Raw genomic sequence first — 20,091 nt, forward strand, 5'->3', positions numbered from 1 at the left:
GACATATGATCATACATATTTAAGTTTTTTTCCAGTGAAAACGGAAGAGGAAGCGCAAACTGGACAGCATGCCTTCGTATATCATGCAATCCATGTTGAGGATTCAATTGCTATCATGTCTATTCTTTCCTCCTATCGTCACAATAGCGTACCTTTTCAGAACTCAATAAAAGTTAAATCATTTTTTAGCATATCCTGAATATTATGGTAAGCAGAATAAAAGTTGTCAACGACCCCGGTGAACTGGTATCCATTTTCCACGCTGCCGACAGCGATATTAAAAGAAAGCTTCTGCTCGATCTGTCTACCGGATGGATAACGCTTCCCGTCATAGAGCAGAAGTATGGTAAGGAAGGCAGAAAGGCTCTTCTCTATCTGGATAAGATTAAGATGATAGAGACGCAGTGGATAACTGGTCAGAATGGTCCAGAGAAGGCCTATCACACATATTACACAAATGTCCAGATCAACATAATGGGGTCTCTCAGTGAACTGGCCGATATAATATACGCTGCAACATTATCAGATCAACAGCTGGGCGAATATGAGGATAAGATAAAGGCCATGATGAAGAACGGAGAGGGCGTGTTCCTTGGCGACGTTTCTGATACCCTGGGCATATCTCAAACGCTGATAAGGGGTATCGTCAGGAGGTCCAGCATTCTGGAGATAAGGGGATACAAGATCGAGCTGGTGTCTGGTGCCGAATGATAACGGTACTTCGCATAAATCACAGACCATATAGGGACAAAAGGATAACTACACACGTAGCTCTCACCGCACGTGCATTCGGGGCTTCATCGATACTTGTCGATGAGAGGGACGAAACTCTTGAGAACACAATCAACGAGGTCGTTAATAATTTTGGCGGCAGCTTTTCAATAATGACCGGATGCAACTGGATCCATGAATTCAGGAATTTCCCAGGCATAAGAGTTCATCTCACAATGTATGGTCGCAGGCTGAACGATGTCATCGGAGAAATAAGGAACAGTGCGAAGGACGTAATGGTCCTTGTCGGATCAGAGAAGGTTCCTATTGAAGCTTACGAGATGGCAGACTACAACGTATCTGTGACGAATCAGCCCATAAGCGAGGTCTCAGCTCTCGCAATCTTCCTGGACAGGTACTTTCAGGGTGGTGAATTCGACCTGGAATTCAGGGGGAGACTCAACGTCCAGCCAGCCGAAAGGGGAAAAGTCGTAAAGGTGATACCGAATGAGAGAGAGTGCCTCGATCTGCTGCATAAGTATGGTGCAGATGACCGGCTGTTGGCTCATGTCCAGGCCGTGAAGGATCTTGCGGTAAAGATAGCTGAGAGAACCAATGCCGATATGAGGGTGGTTATAGCAGGATCTCTACTGCATGATATAGGGAGAACAAGGACAAACGGTATAGATCATGCTGTCGTTGGCGCAGGTATTCTCAGATCCGAGAATGTGCATGAGAGCGTGGTTTCGGTTGTGGAGAGACATATCGGTGCTGGCATAACAAAGGAAGAGGCTGCCAAACTTGGCCTGCCTGAGAAGGACTATGTTCCGGAGACTCTTGAAGAGATGATAGTGGCCCAGGCTGATAATCTCTTTGCCGGAAGCAGACGATTGAAGCTTTATGAGGTTACCGACATATACAGAAAACGTGGGTTAGATTCTGCAGCAGAGAGAATAAGCGATCTCCACAGGAAGATCAGTGCAATAGTGGGGGTAGACCTGGACGAGATACGATAGAGGGCATGGTTGAAGAATGGTTAATTACGCGTTCAAGTTTGGCTATCTGGGATCCTGTTTCACTGGTTTTCAGAGGGGTAATGGAGATCACAGTATCGAGGATACGATCATTTCCGTCCTGGAAAAGAATGGTTTCGATCATTATATCAGAACGGCGGCCAGGACAGACAGATCCGTGTCAGCGGTATCCAATGTCTTCAGCCTTGATACCAGAAGACCACCTGATGCTGTGGCCAACCTGATAAATTCCAGGGCTGAAAACATATACGTGCATTCCTACGCAGAGTTTCCTGCAGATTTCAATCCTAGGCACTGCACGTTCAAGACGTACAGGTATTATATGATGGGCGACATAGACTGCAAGTCGATCGATATAAACTTGAGGAAATTCCTGGGAACGCATGACTTTCGAAGGTTTGCAAGGGTGGACAACAGAAATACCATCAGAACCATCATGGAAGCGTCCTGCAGGAGGGATGATCAATTCGTCTATATTGAGTTCACCGCCAAAAGTTTCCTTTGGAACCAGATAAGGACCATGGTGGCATTTCTGATGGACAACATCGGATCTGAATCGGATCCATTTTCCACAGCGGACCGTTATCCGAAAGTGGCGAGGGCGGAGAATCTGATACTGTGGGACATACACTATGATGGTATCGAGTTCAAGAGCGTGAAGAAGCCCCCAAAGAGCATGGTATCAATTTATGAGAACGCTGTTATGCAGTCGGTACTTCTAAACAATATTGCCCACAGGTTTGGTATCATCTGAGGATATTCCTACTTGGCTGGCGTGTCACGCTATAATTTTATAAATACTGTACATCTTCACATCCAGATGGACTACAAGCCCAGAGCCTACAGCATAATATTCGCGAGATCACTCTATGCGCTCAACTGGTTTGACATTGCTCCAGCGCTGAAATATATCTCAGTTGATCTGAACATAAACGTTATAGAAATAGGGCTGGTTACGACGTCATTTTACATAGGCCTGGCCCTCTTCCAGCTGGTCGGGGGATCGCTTGCGCACCGCATAGGAAACCTTGTAGTTTCAATAACAGGTCTGACCATCCTTGGTGTTTCCGGTATACTTTCAGGCCTGTCCAGAAACTTCATAGAGCTTGCGACCTTCAGATTCACAGCAGGCGCAGGTTCCGCCCTCTTCTTCTCACCAGCTCTCGGTATAATTTCAGACATCGTGCCCGTAGACAGATATGGTTCGTACGTCAGCATATACAATGGCGCCTTCAGTTTCGGTGCCGGAACCGGTATATTCGCCTTCGGCTACCTTGACACGGTGTCTGGATGGCGCCTTTCACTGGTGATAGGCGGTTTGCTGCTGCTTATTGCTGATGCGGCCATGTTCCTCATGATAAGGAAGGAGAATACAAGGGTCAGAAGACCGATGAGTGAGCTCATAGCCGCCGCAAAGAAAGCCGCCATATGGATATTGCCGGTTTTAACGGTCGGAAGTGCAATATCAGAGACCATAATGGGCCAGCTGTTCGTCTATTATCTGGAGGAATACAGGCATTTTTCAGCCATAACCGCATCCGCTGCCGGATCGTTCTTTCTCTTTGTTGGCCTGCCAGGTGGGTTCATTTCGGCCTACATAATCAGGAGGTACAGCAAGAGGGTACAGGTCACTTCGCTCCTAGCCGTTATGGGTATCATATTCTTCCTGGTACCGTTCGAAGGGAATATTGTGGAGATCCTGATCACACTCTTTGCTTTCAGTGTGCTCTCCATCTATGGTTTCTCGTACCTGTACATGGAGGCAAGCATCATAAACAGGTCGGCGGTTTCGTTCTCGCTATCCATTGTCAATTTCGTCCAGATGATGATAAGTTCGGCAATCCCCTACCTGTACACATATGCTATATACAGCATATCGGTCAACGTTGGCTGGTATCTCCTCGGCATAATCTCTCTGGTACCTGCACTCTTTCTCATGGGCATGAAGCTGCAATGAGAAGAACGGCGGGAAATTACGAAGAAAGTGTCTCCAATACCAGGATCAATGTCCAAAAACAGCTGAAAATCATGAAGATAGGACGTCCTCAAGAACGTCCCTGTCCATGAGTATATGGGATATCAGGCAGAATTCATCCGGCCTGTGCGCGTTCTCCTCTATGGTTGTGAACCATACCACAGCCGGCATATCCAGCCTGCGGAAGAAGGCTGCACAGGTACCACCGCCAATACCGATCGCCCTTGGAGTCTTCCCCCTCTTCCTCTTTATGGAATCCATCAGCCTTTTAACAACCTCTGAGTCTTCGGGCGTCTTTTTTGGAGCCTGTTCCTTCTGGACCAGATCGTATGTAATCCTGGCAGGGCTCTGCTTGTGGAATTCTGCTATCGCATCGTCCACAGTTTTCAGTACATCATCAAGGTTGTACTGTGGGAGAACCCTGCAGTCGAAATAGAATGTGTCTGTTCCTGGTATCGTATTCACGTTGTCCACATTTTTCTCGTGCTTCGTCGGTTCGAAGGTGGAGTAGGGTACATTGAAGAGGTCATCCCTCGCCGTATATTTCTCATGGAGTCTCCTGTCAAGATCCAGGAGGAACTTTGAGCCCTCCCTGAAGGCATTTATGGCGTTAACCGGCATGCTTGCATGCCACTGTTTACCCTTGACGCTGAATTTTATCCACAGTATGCTCTTCTCCGCTATCTCTATCGTCATCCCATCCTCACTACCGGCATCGGGGACTATTATAAGGTCAGACTTCTTGAATATGTTCTTCTCCAAAAGATACTGAATCCCGTATTTGCTCCCCATCTCCTCATCCGCCACGAAGGCCACGCCGAATGGGATCTTTGGCTTAAGGCCCTTCATCTTCATGTCCTTCAGTATGAGAAGAGCGGTGAATACAGCCTGGCCATCGTCTTCAGTACCCCTGCCGTACATTCGATCCCCATCGACCGTCACATCGAATGGCGGCTTAGTCCAGAGTGTCTGGTCTCCAACAGGTACGGTATCTATGTGAGCAACCAGCCAGAGCACCCTATCGCCCTTTCCGGTCTTGAGAACGATATTCGATCTTATCTTTCCATATTCGTCTGTCGTATCGTATCTCTGATAATCGGAATAACCCAATTCCTTCAGTATTCTCTCGATCTCGTCTGCCCTGTCCTTCTCGCCCTCTCCACCTGAAGCTGGTGATATCGCAGGTATCCTTATTATCCTCCTTGCAACCTCAACTATGAAGTCTCTATCGGACATTGAAATAAGATCCATGATGGAGTATCACCCATACACGTTAAAATTTTCCCAGGTAGTAAAGAACATCCTCGCATTTTATGGATCGTGGCCTCAGCATAAACTGACGAAGAAGTCTTCAACCGGCAAAATTTTAACCCTCGTTTGTGTTGCCACTGCAATGTTCAGAAAGCCTGAGTATGCCTATATATACAGAGGTGTAAGTGCCATGGTCGCTTTCACAATACTCACTGATCTGTTCCAGGCGCTGATTCACACATATTTAACATTCACCGCGATCAATTTCATAGCACTTTACCTCAACACCTTTGCGCTTGGCATACTCTTTGCTCTCCTCATAACTTACGGCTTTCTGGAGGGATCCAGATCCGTGGAGGCCTCTGCCATCCTGCTTCTGGCCTACTTCGTACTTGATTATACAAGGTCACTTATACCCTTAAATGCCGATCCGTACAGCAGGGCGATCTACGGCCTAATTCTACTTATACTTCCGATACTGTCCAGGACTCTGGCCCTATTCTACTACAGAAATGTGCTGACCAGATTCCTCACGACACTATTTTTCATCATCGGATCGGCATCGGCTTTGCTGGCCTATCATGGTCTGATATATGTACATCATCCAATGAGGCATGCAGAGGAACTGTTGCTGATACTCTATCTTATCGTGGCCTTCATATCATCCGTGACCATCTACCATTATTCGAAGAGGCAGGTTCTTCTGTATGAGAAGCAGGTCGCGAGATACTGAGGTTCAGATCACCATATCAATGAGAGGAGTCTTCTGATATCGTTCCCCAGCGGTATCTCCCCTTGCCTTCCCTTACCTCCGATTATGTAAGAACGTGCGGAGTTGATGTGTATCATACCATTCTCCATAGAATCACCAACAGAGATTGTCTCATCCATCGAAATGTGGAGCGCGGATTGAAGTGATTTCACAGCAAGGTTCTTTCTCTCTGGGATCACCTGTATCTTCCCCCATGGCTGGATGAAACCATCTTCGTCCGTTGCGATTACGTTCGATATGTTGTAATCTATCCTCATTTTCTCGGTGAGGATATCGCAAAGCCAGGATATTCCACCGGAGACAACAGCCGTGATCACACCAGCATCCTTCAGCCTATTGATCACGGTCGATGCACCGTCCCTTATCCTTATCCCACGGAGTATGGACATCACATCATCCTTCCTGAGGCGAGGATGCATTTTCAACCAGGCCGTGACATCGCTTTGGAAGAATTCCTCATAGGAAATGAAGCCGTTCCTGTAAAGCCTGAAATTCCTGTGGTTATCAGTATGGAATCTTCTGTGAACGTACTCCCAGCTGCTTGGTTCTTCCGTAAGCGTACCATCCATATCGAAAATGGCCAGTCTTATCATTATTGCATCATTCCCTGAGATCCAGAGACCACAGCTAACGTGTTTCGGATTAGATATTTACGCCGATTATTTAATCCTAACAAACGGTATCGCATGACCCTAAATCATATGAGAAATATGACTCCGGAGACGATCTAGGTTGTGGTGCCCGGATTTCTCAGTATGATTTTGAAAACACCGCTAGCCGCCCCTCTTTTCCACACACTACGCATTTGCCGGTTTCGTTCGAACCTACCATGAATCCCAGAGCGGATTTCTCGGTCTCACTCTCTATCCTGTCAGAGCACTCCTTGGAACCGCACCAGAATGCGGTTATTAGCCCCTCGTTGGTAAAGTCCTCAAGCTTAGAGGCCCTGAACACATGATCCCTGAACACCTTCTGCGCGTCATCCATCATCTTCTCTCTTATCCTTATAAGCGCATCCGGTACCTCATAGATCACCTTCGATCTCTCTATGGTCACCTTACCCGGTATGTTTCTCATCGATAATGTCAGAGTGCGGTTCTTAACCTCCCTCTCGCCAACCTCTATCCTCAACGGCACACCCCTCATTTCCCAGTCATTGAATTTGTAGCCGGGGGTATAGTTTTCCCTATCGTCAACCTTAACCCTTATGTTTATCGTGCTGAGCGTGTTCTCAACATCCCTCGCATATTCCAGGACACCACTGCCCGGGATCGGGATTATTATTACCTGGATGGGTGCCACGTCCGGTGGAAGGACCAGGCCCTTATCATCACCGTGTATGCCTATTATGGCTGCCAGCAGTCTCTCGCTCATGCCATATGTCGTTTGATGCACGTAGTCAAAGCTTCCGTCCTCCTTCAGATATTTTATATCGTAATTCTTTGAGAAGTTTGTCCCATACTGGTGTATAGTTCCGATCTGGAGGGACCTGCCAGACGGTAGGACCGTATCAAATGCAATTGTGTACTTCGCTCCTGGGAATTTATCCCAATCTGGCCTCTGATCATAGAAGTATGGAAGGCACAGCTGGCTGGATATCTCACGCCATATCTCCTTGTATTGATCCATCTGCGCCTCGGCGTCCTCGTATGTTGCATGCGCAGTGTGGGCTTCGAAAAAGTGTATCTCCCTTATTCTTATGAAGGATCTGGTATGCTTCGTCTCATACCTGTAAACGCTTACTATCTGGTAGATCTTCAGGGGAAGATCAGCATGCGATCTCACCCAGAGCGAGAACATTGGATACATGGCGGATTCGCTGGTTGGCCTCAGGGCAAGCTCCTCCTCAAGATTCTCTTTCCCGCCCTTGGTGACCCAGTAGATCTCATTCTCAAAGCCCCTTATATGTTCGAATTCAACCTCCAGCATGCTCCTTCCAATGAGGATCGGGAAGTTTACCTCCTGGAAGTTCTTCTTGTCCACCGCCTTCCGCACTATTGAATCTATAAGGCTCATTATCTTCCATCCATAGGGCAGCCAAACGTTCATGCCCTTGACAGGATATCTCTTATCGCTGAGCTCAGCAAGCGTGATTATCTCATTGTACCATTCACTGAAATTCTCCTTCTTGTTCTCCATTTTACTTAGAATTTAAGAACGATATTTAAATTTCTTCGTGGCGTTGCAGGCCGATCCGATACACTGTAACCGTATCACGTTGAATGATATCCACCGTGAACTGCATCCACTTGTGAACCACTCCTCAGCCTGAGCGGAGCTTTCTTTCAGCGTAGAATCATCTTCCTGTAGGGGTATATACCGTAGAGGCTATGGATCTCCGCAGGTATCGATTGTGCACCAGCCCTACTGCGATGGATTTAGGAGTGTTGAATATGGACTTTTCCATTGGAGGAAGTGCATGTATCCCATCGCTGAAGCTATTTAGAATTACAGCTTTCCCCAGACCTTCAACACTTCCTTTAAAATCTGAATTCATGAAATATGGATGCCAGGACGAACTTACGGAAAATCACAAAATTTATGCCCCACGATAAGATTTGGCAGCGCTTGTAGATAATATCATATCCTGTTGCAGAGGTTGCCGAGTCAGGTCAAAGGCGGCAGACTCAAGATCTGCCTCCGTAGGGATTCGCCGGTTCGAATCCGGCCCTCTGCACTCTGGAGGGGCCATGAGATCGGAACTTACAATAGATGACGAAGATTGCGATGCTTTTTTGCTTGCAATATCCCCTGATAACTACGGTGGGATAAACGCAGAGTGTGTGGACGGTAAAATAAGGATAACCATCGAAGAGAAAAAATATGGTACAGTATTCTCACTTCTTGATGATATGATCAGAAGCTACGAGGTATTTGAAAAGATCCGAAATATGATACGGAGTCTCACTGCTCCACGTTGAGCTGGAGTTTTTCTGTGAGCTCCTTGTATCTGTTCCTTATGGTAACTTCTGTGACGCCTGCGACTTCAGCAACCGCTCTCTGAGTCCTTCGCTCGCCTGTCATCAGGGATGCTATGTATATGGCTGCAGCTGCCACGCCAGTTGGCCCCTTGCCAGATGTCAGCCCAGCATTTTCGGCTGCCCTAAGTATCTCTAGAGCCTTGTTTCTTGTCTCCATGGACAGCTTCAGCTTTGAACAGAACCTGCTGATATAATCCTCGGCCTTGGACGGCATGATGTTCAACTTCAGGTATCTGCTCATTATTCTGTATGTCCTGCCGATCTCCTTCTTCTTGACTCTTGTTACGGAGGCAATCTCTCCAAGTGTTCTCGGTACATTCGTTATCCTGCATGCAGCATACAGCGCGCCGGCGACCACGCCCTCTATACTTCTTCCCCTGATCATATTCTGTTTGACGGCTTTCCGGTATATCACTGCAGCTGTTTCCTTGACGTCGTCAGGTATGCTCAGGTTTGAAGCCATCCTCTCCAGTTCCTGGAGCGCCTGAGACAGGTTTCTCTCTGCGGCATTTGAGACCTTTATTCTCTTCTGCCACTTCCTGAGACGGTAGAGCTGTGCCCTGTTCCTAGTCGGTATGGATCTTCCATAAGAATCCTTGTTTTTCCATGATATATCTGTAGACAGACCTTTATCGTGTATCGTGTATGTCATTGGGGATCCAGCCCTGGCCCTGCTCTCATTCTGTTCGGAATCGAATGCTCTCCATTCTGGGCCCTGATCGATATAAGCGTCCTCAATAACTGCCCCGCACTCTCCACAGACAAGTTCACCATGCTCGTAATCTCTATTAAGGTTCGTTGAACCGCATTCGGGGCATCTCTCAATCTCTTCAACCTTTTTCTTCTTCGTATTTTCAACCATTTCTGATCACCTCAGTTAACATAAACAACATCCGCCTGCACGCCCTGGCTATCCAGACTCACAAGCCCATAGGGTTCATCAACCGGCCCCATTATCTTCACTATCACGCCAATCTTCTTTCCACTGGCGTCATATACCTTCGTCTTCATATCTATGGGGCGGTCCAGCTGTATGACCATATCTCTTCCTTTGACATTCATTACCTTATACGCGTGCATTCAGAGTAACATATCACTTCGTAGTATTTAAACATTACGAAATGTATTTAAGTTTTTTATTTCCTTTATTAAAGCTTTGATGTCAAATTTCGTCCACCTTTGGCTGCGAATGGAAACAAAATGAAACCATTATCGATTTATAATCCTTTTAACCACTATGCCAGCTGATCCGGTACGGAGAGACCTCCTGAATATTAACACTGGAAAAACTATGGGGACCTGGTCGAGACGATAATCATTTATCGGCGGTAATGCTACAGGTAAGAATGCTGTTAAGGATACCGACCGTGCTCAGATCGCAGGAGCTCATAGATAAGGCCTTTTCGAGGGCCAGCAGGATAGAGGAACCATACTATCCAGACAAGGCAGAACGCATAAAGAAGGAGGTACAGGACAGAATATCCACCATAGAGAGCATAAGTCGTGCTTTCCTTGACAGGCTAGTGAAGAAATTCCCATCTATAAACAACCTGCATCCATTTTACAGCAGCCTCATAGACTTGATGTTCGACATAGACCAGTACAAGATATCGCTGTCGAAGATAGATCGGACGTCGCAGATGATAGAACAGATCAGCGGTGAACATATAAGGAGGATCAAGGCCGCGAAGACGGTTGAGGATGCAAACAGAATAATGCGATCATATTACGGCAGATTCGCATCCCTGATACATGAGATAGACCAGGATCTTCTGTTTCTCGGCAGATGCAGAGACTACATGAAGAAGATCCCTGATATAGATGTGAATCTCAGAACTTACATAATAGCTGGCATGCCAAATGTGGGAAAGAGCTCGCTGCTGGCTGCACTGACGACAAAGAAACCTCAGATCGCTCCATACCCCTTTACAACGAAGTCGGTCATCATAGGGATAGCTGAACATGGATATGAGAGAATACAGTTCATAGATACTCCTGGAATTCTTGACAGGGATTTCAACGAGATGAACCAGATAGAGAAAAACGCTGTCCTTGCCTTAAGACACATAAATGGCACTGTGATCTTCCTTTTCGACTACAGCGATCAAGCCTTGTACTCTCCGGAAATGCAGGAACATCTCTACCAGCAGATAAGGGATCATATAAACCCAAATATTATAAGGGTACAGACGAAGATGGATATAAGCAGAGAAAGAAGAGAGGAGATAGCCATCTCTGTCAACTCTGATGGCGGCCTAGATCCGCTCAGGCTTTTAATATTCGGGAGGACTGATGGCAATGTACGAGGATGAGATCCGCAGGATAGCACTCATTAATGCGTACCAGCATGAGGGAAAAGCTGACATCAAATCCGTGATGGGGAAGGTCATGGCCGAGATCCCAGACATGAGGCGTGACCCAAGATCGACCAGGGAACTCGTCGCCAGGATCGTGGATGAGGTCAACTCAATGAATCCATCTGAGATCAGGGAAATTGTCGAAACGAGATATCAATCGAATATAAAGAAGGAAAAGAAGCCAGAGGATCATCGCCTGCCGGATCTCGAGGGCGTGGAAGGACGCGTTGTGATGAGAATGGCTCCCTCACCATCAGGTCCACTGCACGTGGGACATACCAGGATGGCAATACTCAACGATGAATACGTGAAGCGATATGGTGGAGACCTCATTCTCAGGATCGAGGATACCAATCCAAAGAACATTGACCCCGATGCCTATCACATGATACCAGAGGATCTGGAATGGCTGGGCGTCAATGTTACCAAGATGGTGATACAGAGCGATCGTTTTGATCTTTATTACAATGAAGCAAGAAAATTGATGCAGGACGGTCACATGTATGTCTGCACCTGCCCGCGGGAAGAGTTCAAGAAAAAAAGATTGGAATCCATCCCGTGCAAGGACCGCGATAATCCACCAGAGAAGAATCTTGAACTTTTCGAGAAGATGCTGGATGGAACCATAAAGGAAGGGGGGGCGGTTGCCGTTGTGAAGACCGATCTTAGGCATCCAAACCCATCGGTGAGAGACTGGATAGCATTCAGGATAATAGAGGCAAGGCATCCTAAGGTTGGAGACAGGTACCGTGTTTACCCCATGATGAGCTTCAGCGTGGCCGTGGATGACCACTACCTTGGTCTCACCCATGTCTTGAGGGGAAAGGATCAGCTGACAAACACGGACAAACAGAGGTACATATTTGAATACAACGGCTGGAAGAAGCCTTACTATTATCATTACGGCATGATAAAGTTTCCTGGGATCAAGTTAAAAACATCGGTCATGAAGAAGGGCATACAGAGCGGTCAGTACGATGGCTGGTCCGATATAAGGCTTGGAACTGTCAGGGCCTTTGCCAGGAGAGGTTATAGACCGGAGACATTCCGAAGGTACTGGATAAACTCCGGGCTCAGGGAGATAGATGCGGTATTCTCAATAGAGATATTCGATTCCATAAACAGGGAGATCGTGGATCCAACGGCCTACAGATTCTCATTCGTGAAGGATCCTGTCAGGATAGAGATAAGGAATATGCCAGAGATAAAGGCAAAGCTTCCCCTACATCCGACCCATCCAGAGTATGGTTTTAGGGAGTACGATGTCAACGGTCACGTGTACATATCTGGACAGGATTTCTCAGCCATATCGGATGGAGAGAGAATAAGGCTGAAGGACCTCTGTTACATCAGGAAGAATGGAGATAACATCGTATACGATGGAATTGACATGACCGAAAGGACAAGGATAATAAACTGGTGTCCGGAAGGGTCCAGAGAATTCTCCGTCCTGAAACCAGACGGCTCCAAGGACAACGGCCTTATTGAACCAAAGTCCTCCGGTTACCGCGGAATAGCGCAGCTGGAAAGGTATGGATATGTGAACTTCGCCGAAAAAGACGATGTGGCATACTTCACACATGCATAATTCGAAGATTACTGGCCTGAAATAACATCGTGAATGAAACAAATCATTATTTTCTTCCTTCAGCATTTCATATATGCATCAGGTCTGGAAACGATTTCAGTATTATTATATCGCCTATGGATTTCACATAGCCATACGGTATTGATACCGAATCGCCATTCTTCACCAGTTTTTCATTCGTGTTCGTGATGAAGATGCCGTGGATCTGATTCTTGTCAAAATCAAGCACTATATCATCTACCCTGCCAACCCATATACCTTTTATTGTATAAACGTCCTTCCCTATCAACGTGGTCACTTCAAATTCTCTTTCGGCCTCAATCACCACAGCCACCATCTTTGAATAGATTTTACCTTCTCTATCATAAAGATAACGATAAAATTCGTATTAAATTTTGTGATCAGACTTCATTATGCCTTCAGTGAGCTACTCCCCAGCTGAAGCCATCGAAAATTACCGCTTCCCCCAAATTCCCAACACCTCTATAAAATATATTCAGTGTTGATAGTTTTCTTTTTGCATCTCCCTGTGATTTGCACATATGCTTATGAAATTCCTGAATATGTCCCTGCCAAACTGCGTGTGTTCGACTTCAGGATGAAACTGAGTTGCGTATATTGGTCTGTTCCTGTGGTAGAACCCCTGAACCCGGCAAGTTGCAGACGACGCTGTGAGAACAAAGTCATCAGGAAGATTGATTATCTCGTCGTTATGGTTTTCCCAGACGGTCATCTCCGCGGGGAGGCCGCTGAAGATGTTCTCACTGCGTATCACTGAAACCCTAGTCTTTCCGAATTCTGGATGCTTCGCCTTCACAACGGATGCCCCGAAATGGAGTGCAATGAACTGAGCACCGACACATATTCCCAGGATGGGATAGCTGTGATCATCGATGTACTTTCCAACGCTGCCAAGCTTGTCTATCTCCTCATCTATATTGGGCGCGCCTCCGCTCAGTACGAGGCCATCGAGGCCATCCAGCTCGGATGAATCTATATCATTTGGTACTATCTTTGTATCAACGCCAAGCTCACGAAGCACTCGCCATTCCCTGTGGGTCCACTGTCCTCCGTTATCAACAACGTATATCTTCAACATGTCCCTATTCCGATATTGATATATTGAGCGCTTTGCTTATCTCCTTGTATCTGTTCCTTATTGTGACTTCCGTAACCCCGGATATCCTTGCGATCTCCTTCTGCGTTCTCGGCTTTCCAACCTTCACCGAAGCTATATATATGGCTGCAGCCGCTATGCCCGTAGGTCCCTTCCCGGAGGATATACCCATGGACATGGCCTGCCTGACTATGTCTTCACTGATAACTATTGCCTGTTTGTCCAGATCCAGCTTGTTACAGAACTGTGAGATATATGAGAATGGCGTCGTTGGCTTCAGGTTGAGGTCAAGCTCCTTTGCCAGGTGCCTGTAAGCCTTTCCTATTTTCTTCTTATTTACCTCAGAGGCTTTCGATATCTCATCCAGCGTGCGCGGGATGTTGACCTTTCTGCACGCGGCGTATATGGATGCGCATACTATACTTTCAATGCTCCTTCCCCTGATCAGGTTCTTCTCAACGGCCTTCCTATAAATCAGAGCCGCAGTCTCCTTGATATCCTTCGGAATACCCAATTTAGCTCCGATATCGTTCAGGAGCTGAAGGGCCAGCGAGAGATTTCTCTCAGCTGCATTGGAAACACGTATCCTCTGGTGCCATTTCCTGACTCTGTATATCTGTGCCCGATTCTTGTGCGGGATTCTCTTACCGTAATAGTCCTTGTTGGACCACGATATCTCCGTGGCCAGACCCTTATCATGGCTTAAATAGGTCATGGGCGATCCGGTCCTTGCCCTCCTCTCGTCCTGATCAGAGTCAAATGCCCTCCACTCCGGTCCCTGATCGATATAGGCGTCCTCAATGACAGCGCCACAGTCCGCACAGATGAGCTCGCCATGTTCATAATCCCTTATCAGGTGTTCAGAATTGCATTCAGGACACCGCTTTGGTGTTTCCCCTTCAACAGTCATCTTATCACTATAAAGCCTCTACATCATTTGATGTATTTAAACATTTTTTATTTTTAATTACTCCTTAATAATATACACTCATAGCATTTAAGTGCAATATTCCCAGATTCTGTGAACAAGTAACCCGAAGATTAATTTAGCAATCATTTTATACCAAAAGTTATAAATATAATAGAGTGCGTTTAACAGATAAATATTTTAATTTTTTGCAAGTCCATTTGAGCAAATTATTTCACTCCTAATGTATTATTATTTGAACAATCATTTAATTTCTTGCCAGGTATGGCATCTACGATTTACGTAATCCACAGACAATTATCGAACATCGGTGCATGTTTTGGGAGAATGTTTTACTCAATGACCGAAAGGATCGTTTTCCGGGAACGCCGGCCGTATTGAAAACGACACGCAAATGAAGGTGGCCGAAGAAGGCGATATGTACGCCTGAGATAATTTAATATGACGCTTGCAATAAACGGCTATGCCCAGAACCTATATAGGTACCCTCAGGGGACTCGAAGACGGCACACGCGTTGTCATATACGGTTGGATGCAGGAAGCCAGGATAATGAAGAACATATCATTTCTCATATTGAGGGACAGTACCGGTACCATACAGGCAACGTTCAAGAATAATGAGGCAACACTGGATATCATAAAGAGGATCAGCAGGGAGAGCATAGTAAGGGTCGAAGGAACAGTAAACAAGAAGAGCATAAGCAAAGCGGGAATCGAAATAAGCGGTTCCTCGGTATCGGTAGTGAATGAGGCAGAAGCGCCTTTACCGCTTCCCGTCGTAGATCCGGTTCAGGCAGATCTCGAGACGAGGCTCAACAGTAGATTCATGGATCTGAGAAAGAGAAACATCGCCGCTATCTTCCGCATAGAAAGTTCTCTTCTCTGGGGAATAAGGAGTTATCTGCATGATCAGAAATTCATTGAGGTTCACACACCAAAGATCGTGGCCGCAGCAACTGAGGGTGGGTCTGACCTCTTCCCAGTACGCTATTTCGAAAAGGATGCCTACTTGAACCAGAGTCCTCAGCTGTACAAGGAGGTTCTGATGTCCGCTGGTTTTGATCGTGTCTTCGAGGTTGGGCCGGCCTTTCGGGCAGAGGAGCATAATACCACTAGACACTTGAATGAATTCACCTCCATAGATATCGAGATGAGTTTCGCTGACCATAACGATGCCATGACCATGCTGGAAAATGCCATCAGGTCCGGCATAGAAATTGCGGTTAGGGACAATGCAGATGATTTTGAAGCCCTTGGGGTATCCGTTAGCGTACCTGAAACCCCATTTCCAAGGATAACATATGAACAGTGCATAGATGTGATCGGGAAAGAGGGCATCGATTTCACCTTCGGTGAGGACTTTTCTCCAGAACATCTCAGGATAATAGGATCGAGGTTCAGCGGTTTCTATTTCATAACGGAATGGCCTGCATCCGTGAGACCATTCTACACGATGCCAAAAACAGAAGATCCACGACTGACAAATTCATTCGACCTGCAATATCATGAGATCGAAGTCACGTCTGGGGCACAGAGAGTACATGATCCTAAAATGCTCATAGAAAGGTTCAATGAAAAAAAATTGAATGTTAATTCATTTCAGTTTTACGTTGATGCATTTAGATACGGCATGCCCCCACACGCTGGCTGGGGCCTTGGCCTTGAACGACTCACCATGATTCTTCTTGGACTCAACAATATAAGGGAAACCACCTTATTTCCTAGGGATAGAACCCGTATTGTTCCTTGATCTCCTATCCCTTCTTCCTTCGTCAAAGACTAACCTATCCATGTCGTCGGACGAACCAATTTCGTCCTTCAATATGTCGTCGAGTTTTTTCGAGCCCATTGCTCAACATGATTATTACACAATTTTGATATATAAACTTTTTTATCCTGTAGCACGATAATTTGTCTTGAGTCTCGATACCAATGGGCCAGATGAGGGGGAATATTACATTGAATTTTCCTGAACACGCGATTCTCAGATCATGATCCCATTCAAAGACAGAATGGCGGATAGCCAAAGAATGCAGAGGGCGATACAAATGAAATGGATACTCATGACATATGCGAAGAGATTTATCCATTTGCCGCATCATTCATCCATGGAGATCAGAAAGGTCGGTATAATAGGCGCCGGGACCATGGGTGCATCCATAGCTGAACTGTTCGCCTACAACGGGTTCGATGTGGTAATGAAGGATCAGAACATGGATCTGGCAAGATCAGGTTATTCCAGGATTCAGAAGATACTCAGCGACATGAAGCGGATAAACGATGAGAGGCCTGAGAAGGAGATCTCGAGAATTGAGGGCTACGGCCTCAAATTAACGGAGGAACAGAAGGAAAAGATAAGGACAGCCAACAGATCAAATGTGGATGTAGATATCATACTGAAGAGGGTTAAGATAACTGACCAGTACTCTGATCTTTCTGGATGCGACCTCATAATCGAAGCTGCATTTGAGAACCAGGAGGTTAAGAACGGGATATTCTCTGATATCTCAGACCTCTCAGAGAAGGCCATAGTGGCGTCAAATACTTCGTCGTTGAGCATAACGGAAATGGCTGGACACCTGAAGAGGCCTGAACAGGCCCTGATACTTCACTTCTTCAACCCTCCATATCTTCTTCCGCTGGTGGAGGTTGTTCCGTCGGTCTACACATCTGATGAGGTCAGAGATCTTGCATTTTCCCTCATATCTCATATGAAGAACCACCGCGAGAACATGGTACCTGTCCTGGTAAAGGAGCGCGAAGGATTCATCGTGAACAGACTCCTCATCCCCCTGATAAACTCAGCGTCAGAACTTCTCGACGCCGGAATAGCGTCAGCAAAGGATATAGACATCGCAATGAAGAAGGGTGCAGGTTTTCCAATGGGGCCTCTTGAACTTGCAGATATGATAGGCATAGATGTGGTTGTAGACGTCATGGAGGTCCTTGAAAAGGCCTTCGGTGAGATGTATAAGCCTTCCGTTATCCTGAGGAGGATGAGGGAGGCAAAACAGCTGGGAAGAAAAACCAAAATTGGTTTCTATAAATATTGAAAAATTATTTCATAGGGGTAATGTCAGTCCTCTGTTTGTTGAGCACCACGACGGTGGGCTCAACTATGTACTTGGACTTTGAGATCCGTGTGATAGAAATTAGGGCAGACTTTCTATTGTTGTTGGCAAACATCTTCCGAATCTCATACACAAGACTCTTATTGACGAACAGCTCGACATATATCGGTACACCCCTGTTGTACCATATGGCGATTATCGAACCCTTTGAGACTCGCTCAACATCCTCCCTCTCAACTTCAACGTCTATTCGTTGCCCTATTTCTATTTTCAACTTGCTTACCCAATTTCTAATAAAAAAGACCATTATATAAGCTTTTCCTGTATTAAAGGTTAAAATCGTTTAATTTCAATAATAACTAGTTACAGCCATTAAGAAACACAGCTCATGAGTTTATGTAGCAATTACGTCACATTATTCTGGATCTCATGAGACCTTTTCCACCAGGGTTATGCCGAGAATCTTTTCCAGCTTTCTAGCAGTTTTCAGATCCGGCATCAACTCTCCGCGTTCAATGCTCGCGATCACGTTCTTTCTCTCAAATATCTTTGCAGCAAGGTCCGCCTGAGACATGGCAAGCTTCTCCCTGGCATTCTTGACGAGTTCAGCATAATCTTCGACAATATCAAGATCCTCGTCGTTAACCTTCCTGACTTGTTTCCTGGCTGGTGAAGAGACTGTTCTTGGCTGGGGCTTCTCAGGAAGCTGCACCCTTATGGCCGGATCCACCGGCTTGAACTTGTTATGATCTATCACAGGTGTACCGAATTTGGCACAGTCATCGCATACATTGAGAATGGCACCGTCTATCATGATCTTTGTTGTTTTCGCCACCTTCTTACCACACATCTCGCATTCCATAATGATTCAAGCATGCCATCTGTATAATTAATCTTTTACCACGTCAAATGATGATGGCGATCCCATAGTACATGGCATCATCGATGAATTTAGTTGAATCACGAATTTATTTATATTCAGTACATATGCTAAGCCACAATGGCTGACGGCACCTGGAAAAGATCCTCTCAGCCCGTGTTCCTATACGGTTCAAAGATCATACTGAAGATTGGAAGCAGGGTATACACCAAGACTGCAAAGAACAGGAAGGTGTACGGAGAGGACATAATAAGATTCGATCATGCAAACTACCGCGAGTGGAAACCGGATCGCAGCAAACTGGCAGCGGCAATATTGAAAGGACTTCATCATATGCCAATCACAGAATCCAGCAGCGTGCTCTATCTGGGTGCATCGACCGGGACAACCGTCAGCCATGTATCGGATCTTGTTCCGAATGGTAGGGTCTACGCCGTGGAAGTTGCCTACGAACCGTTCTCAAAACTGCTGGATCTTTCGGAACAAAGGGAAAATATATATCCCATACTTGAGGATGCAAATCTTCCAGAACGTTACCGTTTCTTCATAGATCACGTTGATGTGATGTATCAGGACATATCCCAGAGAAACCAGATCGCAATCTTCAACAGGAATATGGATGAATTCCATGCAAGATCCGCATTCCTGGTACTGAAAACAAGATCGATAGCGTCCACGGAGGACTCAAGATCGATTTTAAAGAAGACTGTAGACCAGTTATCAACTTATAACATCCGGGAGATCATAGATCTATCACCGTACGACACGGATCATTATCTGATCCTCATAGACAGCAATAAAATCCGGTGATTATGATCATCGGTATGGAATTCCTGCAAAGGCGATACACACGCATACTGTCTGAGGAAGTCCCATCACTGTTCATCGTATACCCGATCATCGATAATATATATTGATGTTCTATAGGGGATCATGAGACTGACGGTGAATGGTTGGTACACGAATATGCGGTTTTCAGCCGCACACTTCATTCCTTCCCACATCAAATGCTCCCGCCTGCATGGCCATGATTACGGGATAATAGTTAATGTGGAGGGGGATATGGTGGATGGAATGCTCATCGACTTCATCGAGTTGAAGAACGCGATAAGATCGGTCATAAATGAAATGGATCATAAGCTCCTTGTGCCTGCCAAGGCAAATATAGCAAAGTATATCGAAGAACGTGACGAATACGAAATAAGTTACAACGATAAGAGGATGATAATTCCTGGAGAATTTGTATACCTCTGTGATGTCCACAACACCACAAGCGAAGAGCTATCGGCATACATAGCCAGGAAGGTGGGGGAGAAACTCCGCCTGAAGAAGAACATAAGGAAGATTGAGATATCTGTGGAAGAGGGGCCAGGCCAGGGCGTATTCTCCGATACCGGTTCTCTCTGAGGATATCTGGAGAGGGAAT

General features: G+C 46.0%; 21 protein-coding genes and 1 tRNA gene. 13 read left to right on the forward strand and 9 right to left on the reverse strand.

Annotation, left to right across the window (positions count from 1 at the left end; all coding sequences use genetic code 11):
- The first annotated feature begins 204 nt into the window (after window positions 1-204).
- From F6Q11_RS01410 to F6Q11_RS01425, 4 genes are all read left to right on the forward strand, one after another.
- Window positions 205-711 (forward strand): ArsR family transcriptional regulator, encoded by a 507-nt coding sequence (locus tag F6Q11_RS01410; protein WP_297025934.1) that lies wholly within the window; start codon window positions 205-207, stop codon window positions 709-711.
- The gene (locus F6Q11_RS01415; RefSeq protein ID WP_297025935.1) at window positions 708-1,727 is read left to right on the forward strand and encodes a tRNA (cytidine(56)-2'-O)-methyltransferase; all 1,020 of its coding nucleotides are present in this window, start codon (window positions 708-710) and stop codon (window positions 1,725-1,727) included. Before F6Q11_RS01410 ends, F6Q11_RS01415 begins: the two co-directional genes overlap by 4 nt.
- A 16-nt stretch (window positions 1,728-1,743) precedes the next feature.
- The gene (locus F6Q11_RS01420; protein ID WP_297025936.1) at window positions 1,744-2,499 is read left to right on the forward strand and encodes a hypothetical protein; all 756 of its coding nucleotides are present in this window, start codon (window positions 1,744-1,746) and stop codon (window positions 2,497-2,499) included.
- Window positions 2,500-2,565: 66 nt separating this feature from the next.
- Window positions 2,566-3,702 carry an MFS transporter gene (locus F6Q11_RS01425; protein ID WP_297025937.1) on the forward strand — a complete coding sequence of 379 codons (1,137 nt, stop codon included), beginning with the start codon at window positions 2,566-2,568 and terminating at the stop codon, window positions 3,700-3,702.
- Window positions 3,703-3,771: 69 nt separating this feature from the next.
- Here F6Q11_RS01425 and F6Q11_RS01430 read toward each other — a convergent pair whose 3' ends face one another.
- The gene (locus F6Q11_RS01430; protein ID WP_297025938.1) at window positions 3,772-4,971 is read right to left on the reverse strand and encodes a M20 family metallo-hydrolase; all 1,200 of its coding nucleotides are present in this window, start codon (window positions 4,969-4,971) and stop codon (window positions 3,772-3,774) included.
- Window positions 4,972-5,113: 142 nt separating this feature from the next.
- On the opposite strand from F6Q11_RS01430, the gene F6Q11_RS01435 reads away from it, so the two are divergent.
- Window positions 5,114-5,704 carry a hypothetical protein gene (locus F6Q11_RS01435; RefSeq protein ID WP_297025939.1) on the forward strand — a complete coding sequence of 197 codons (591 nt, stop codon included), beginning with the start codon at window positions 5,114-5,116 and terminating at the stop codon, window positions 5,702-5,704.
- A gap of 8 nt (window positions 5,705-5,712) precedes the next feature.
- Here F6Q11_RS01435 and F6Q11_RS01440 read toward each other — a convergent pair whose 3' ends face one another.
- On the reverse strand, window positions 5,713-6,336 hold the full coding sequence (locus F6Q11_RS01440; RefSeq protein WP_297025940.1) for an HAD-IB family phosphatase: 624 nt from the start codon (window positions 6,334-6,336) through the stop codon (window positions 5,713-5,715).
- Window positions 6,337-6,493: 157 nt separating this feature from the next.
- A complete protein-coding gene (proS, locus tag F6Q11_RS01445) occupies window positions 6,494-7,882 on the reverse strand; it encodes a proline--tRNA ligase (protein WP_297025941.1) in 1,389 nt (462 codons plus the stop codon).
- A 453-nt stretch (window positions 7,883-8,335) separates the two neighbouring features.
- Between proS and F6Q11_RS01450 the strand changes: the two genes are divergently transcribed.
- Window positions 8,336-8,420: transfer RNA gene (locus F6Q11_RS01450), tRNA-Leu, on the forward strand.
- A gap of 13 nt (window positions 8,421-8,433) precedes the next feature.
- Window positions 8,434-8,664: a hypothetical protein gene (locus F6Q11_RS01455; RefSeq protein WP_297025942.1), complete on the forward strand. Its 231-nt coding sequence runs from the start codon at window positions 8,434-8,436 to the stop codon at window positions 8,662-8,664.
- Here the strand turns inward: F6Q11_RS01455 and F6Q11_RS01460 are convergent.
- Window positions 8,648-9,586: a transcription initiation factor IIB gene (locus F6Q11_RS01460; RefSeq protein ID WP_297025943.1), complete on the reverse strand. Its 939-nt coding sequence runs from the start codon at window positions 9,584-9,586 to the stop codon at window positions 8,648-8,650. The genes F6Q11_RS01455 and F6Q11_RS01460 overlap by 17 nt on opposite strands.
- Window positions 9,587-9,597: 11 nt before the next feature.
- On the reverse strand, window positions 9,598-9,804 hold the full coding sequence (locus tag F6Q11_RS01465; RefSeq protein WP_297025944.1) for a Gar1/Naf1 family protein: 207 nt from the start codon (window positions 9,802-9,804) through the stop codon (window positions 9,598-9,600).
- Between the two features lie 266 nt (window positions 9,805-10,070).
- Between F6Q11_RS01465 and F6Q11_RS01470 the strand changes: the two genes are divergently transcribed.
- Window positions 10,071-11,036 carry an NOG1 family protein gene (locus F6Q11_RS01470; protein WP_297025945.1) on the forward strand — a complete coding sequence of 322 codons (966 nt, stop codon included), beginning with the start codon at window positions 10,071-10,073 and terminating at the stop codon, window positions 11,034-11,036.
- Window positions 11,017-12,669, forward strand: a complete 1,653-nt coding sequence (locus F6Q11_RS01475; protein ID WP_297025946.1) for a glutamate--tRNA ligase — start codon at window positions 11,017-11,019, stop codon at window positions 12,667-12,669. The genes F6Q11_RS01470 and F6Q11_RS01475 overlap by 20 nt, the downstream gene beginning before the upstream one ends.
- Window positions 12,670-12,736: 67 nt before the next feature.
- Here the strand turns inward: F6Q11_RS01475 and F6Q11_RS01480 are convergent, their stop codons facing one another.
- The 3 genes from F6Q11_RS01480 to F6Q11_RS01490 form a co-directional block, all read right to left on the reverse strand.
- On the reverse strand, window positions 12,737-12,994 hold the full coding sequence (locus F6Q11_RS01480) for a PRC-barrel domain-containing protein (protein ID WP_297025947.1): 258 nt from the start codon (window positions 12,992-12,994) through the stop codon (window positions 12,737-12,739).
- A 171-nt stretch (window positions 12,995-13,165) separates the two neighbouring features.
- The gene (locus F6Q11_RS01485) at window positions 13,166-13,768 is read right to left on the reverse strand and encodes a GMP synthase subunit A (RefSeq protein ID WP_297025948.1); all 603 of its coding nucleotides are present in this window, start codon (window positions 13,766-13,768) and stop codon (window positions 13,166-13,168) included.
- Between the two features lie 4 nt (window positions 13,769-13,772).
- A complete protein-coding gene (locus F6Q11_RS01490) occupies window positions 13,773-14,696 on the reverse strand; it encodes a transcription initiation factor IIB (protein ID WP_010901355.1) in 924 nt (307 codons plus the stop codon).
- 481 nt (window positions 14,697-15,177) lie between these two features.
- On the opposite strand from F6Q11_RS01490, the gene aspS reads away from it, so the two are divergent.
- Window positions 15,178-16,464: an aspartate--tRNA(Asn) ligase gene (gene aspS, locus F6Q11_RS01495; RefSeq protein ID WP_297025949.1), complete on the forward strand. Its 1,287-nt coding sequence runs from the start codon at window positions 15,178-15,180 to the stop codon at window positions 16,462-16,464.
- A 358-nt stretch (window positions 16,465-16,822) separates the two neighbouring features.
- Window positions 16,823-17,767 (forward strand): 3-hydroxyacyl-CoA dehydrogenase family protein, encoded by a 945-nt coding sequence (locus tag F6Q11_RS01500; protein WP_297025950.1) that lies wholly within the window; start codon window positions 16,823-16,825, stop codon window positions 17,765-17,767.
- 445 nt (window positions 17,768-18,212) lie between these two features.
- Here the strand turns inward: F6Q11_RS01500 and F6Q11_RS01505 are convergent, their stop codons facing one another.
- On the reverse strand, window positions 18,213-18,647 hold the full coding sequence (locus tag F6Q11_RS01505; protein ID WP_297025951.1) for a multiprotein bridging factor aMBF1: 435 nt from the start codon (window positions 18,645-18,647) through the stop codon (window positions 18,213-18,215).
- 138 nt (window positions 18,648-18,785) lie between these two features.
- On the opposite strand from F6Q11_RS01505, the gene F6Q11_RS01510 reads away from it, so the two are divergent.
- A complete protein-coding gene (locus F6Q11_RS01510) occupies window positions 18,786-19,475 on the forward strand; it encodes a fibrillarin-like rRNA/tRNA 2'-O-methyltransferase (RefSeq protein WP_297025952.1) in 690 nt (229 codons plus the stop codon).
- 123 nt (window positions 19,476-19,598) lie between these two features.
- Entirely contained in the window at window positions 19,599-20,072 is a 474-nt protein-coding gene (locus F6Q11_RS01515; RefSeq protein ID WP_297025953.1) for a 6-pyruvoyl tetrahydropterin synthase family protein, read from the forward strand.
- The last annotated feature ends 19 nt before the right edge of the window (window positions 20,073-20,091 follow it).

Source organism: Thermoplasma sp. (genome assembly GCF_008709555.1).
In the GTDB taxonomy this organism is placed as follows: Archaea; Thermoplasmatota; Thermoplasmata; order Thermoplasmatales; family Thermoplasmataceae; genus Thermoplasma.

Coding starts and splice junctions, on each gene's coding strand:
- aspS (WP_297025949.1), top strand. CDS start 15,178: ATGCCCAGAACCTATATAGGTACCCTCAGGGGACTCGAAGACGGCACA.
- F6Q11_RS01470 (WP_297025945.1), top strand. CDS start 10,071: ATGCTGTTAAGGATACCGACCGTGCTCAGATCGCAGGAGCTCATAGAT.
- F6Q11_RS01465 (WP_297025944.1), bottom strand. CDS start 9,804: ATGCACGCGTATAAGGTAATGAATGTCAAAGGAAGAGATATGGTCATA.
- F6Q11_RS01475 (WP_297025946.1), top strand. CDS start 11,017: ATGGCAATGTACGAGGATGAGATCCGCAGGATAGCACTCATTAATGCG.
- proS (WP_297025941.1), bottom strand. CDS start 7,882: ATGGAGAACAAGAAGGAGAATTTCAGTGAATGGTACAATGAGATAATC.
- F6Q11_RS01415 (WP_297025935.1), top strand. CDS start 708: ATGATAACGGTACTTCGCATAAATCACAGACCATATAGGGACAAAAGG.
- F6Q11_RS01510 (WP_297025952.1), top strand. CDS start 18,786: ATGGCTGACGGCACCTGGAAAAGATCCTCTCAGCCCGTGTTCCTATAC.
- F6Q11_RS01460 (WP_297025943.1), bottom strand. CDS start 9,586: ATGGTTGAAAATACGAAGAAGAAAAAGGTTGAAGAGATTGAGAGATGC.
- F6Q11_RS01425 (WP_297025937.1), top strand. CDS start 2,566: ATGGACTACAAGCCCAGAGCCTACAGCATAATATTCGCGAGATCACTC.
- F6Q11_RS01500 (WP_297025950.1), top strand. CDS start 16,823: ATGGAGATCAGAAAGGTCGGTATAATAGGCGCCGGGACCATGGGTGCA.
- F6Q11_RS01505 (WP_297025951.1), bottom strand. CDS start 18,647: ATGGAATGCGAGATGTGTGGTAAGAAGGTGGCGAAAACAACAAAGATC.
- F6Q11_RS01440 (WP_297025940.1), bottom strand. CDS start 6,336: ATGATAAGACTGGCCATTTTCGATATGGATGGTACGCTTACGGAAGAA.
- F6Q11_RS01455 (WP_297025942.1), top strand. CDS start 8,434: ATGAGATCGGAACTTACAATAGATGACGAAGATTGCGATGCTTTTTTG.
- F6Q11_RS01485 (WP_297025948.1), bottom strand. CDS start 13,768: ATGTTGAAGATATACGTTGTTGATAACGGAGGACAGTGGACCCACAGG.
- F6Q11_RS01410 (WP_297025934.1), top strand. CDS start 205: ATGGTAAGCAGAATAAAAGTTGTCAACGACCCCGGTGAACTGGTATCC.
- F6Q11_RS01420 (WP_297025936.1), top strand. CDS start 1,744: ATGGTTAATTACGCGTTCAAGTTTGGCTATCTGGGATCCTGTTTCACT.
- F6Q11_RS01430 (WP_297025938.1), bottom strand. CDS start 4,971: ATGGATCTTATTTCAATGTCCGATAGAGACTTCATAGTTGAGGTTGCA.
- F6Q11_RS01490 (WP_010901355.1), bottom strand. CDS start 14,696: ATGACTGTTGAAGGGGAAACACCAAAGCGGTGTCCTGAATGCAATTCT.
- F6Q11_RS01435 (WP_297025939.1), top strand. CDS start 5,114: ATGTTCAGAAAGCCTGAGTATGCCTATATATACAGAGGTGTAAGTGCC.
- F6Q11_RS01515 (WP_297025953.1), top strand. CDS start 19,599: ATGAGACTGACGGTGAATGGTTGGTACACGAATATGCGGTTTTCAGCC.